The organism is Vescimonas sanitatis (assembly GCF_049060325.1).
GTDB classification, from domain to species: Bacteria; Bacillota; Clostridia; order Oscillospirales; family Oscillospiraceae; genus Vescimonas; species Vescimonas sanitatis.
Genome location: NZ_JBMGPW010000050.1, coordinates 1 through 429 on the forward strand (window position 1 = coordinate 1; position 429 = coordinate 429).

Annotated in this window: 1 pseudogene; it reads right to left on the minus strand. The window is 69.5% G+C overall.

Annotated features, from left to right (window positions below):
• Positions 1-429, minus strand: a pseudogene (locus tag ACOMDU_RS13700) (DEAD/DEAH box helicase); the annotation flags it as partial.

The window sequence follows — 429 nt, forward strand, 5'->3', positions numbered from 1 at the left end:
GGTGGAACTCGCGGGCCTGGAGCAGGCGGGTCTTCTCGCCGTCGAACTTGGACAGCGCGGTGAGCAGCACGGTGCGGATCGGCACGTTGATCCCGACGCCGAGCGTGTCCGTGCCGCAGAGGACCTTGAGCAGCCCGTCCTGGGCCAGCTTCTCCACGAGGCGGCGGTACTTGGGCAGCATGCCCGCGTGGTGCACGCCGATGCCCGCGCGGACGAGGCGGTTCAGGGTGTGCCCGAAGCCCGCGGAGAAGCGGAAGCCGGCGATCCGCGCGGCGATCGCCTCCTTCTCCTCCTTGGACGTCACCGAGATCGAGGACAGCCCCTGGGCCGTCTCCACGGCGTCCAGCTGCGAGAAGTGCACGATGTACACCGGTGCCTGGTGGGTGCTCACGAGCTCCTCGACCTTCTCCTGCAGCGGCACCTCGGACC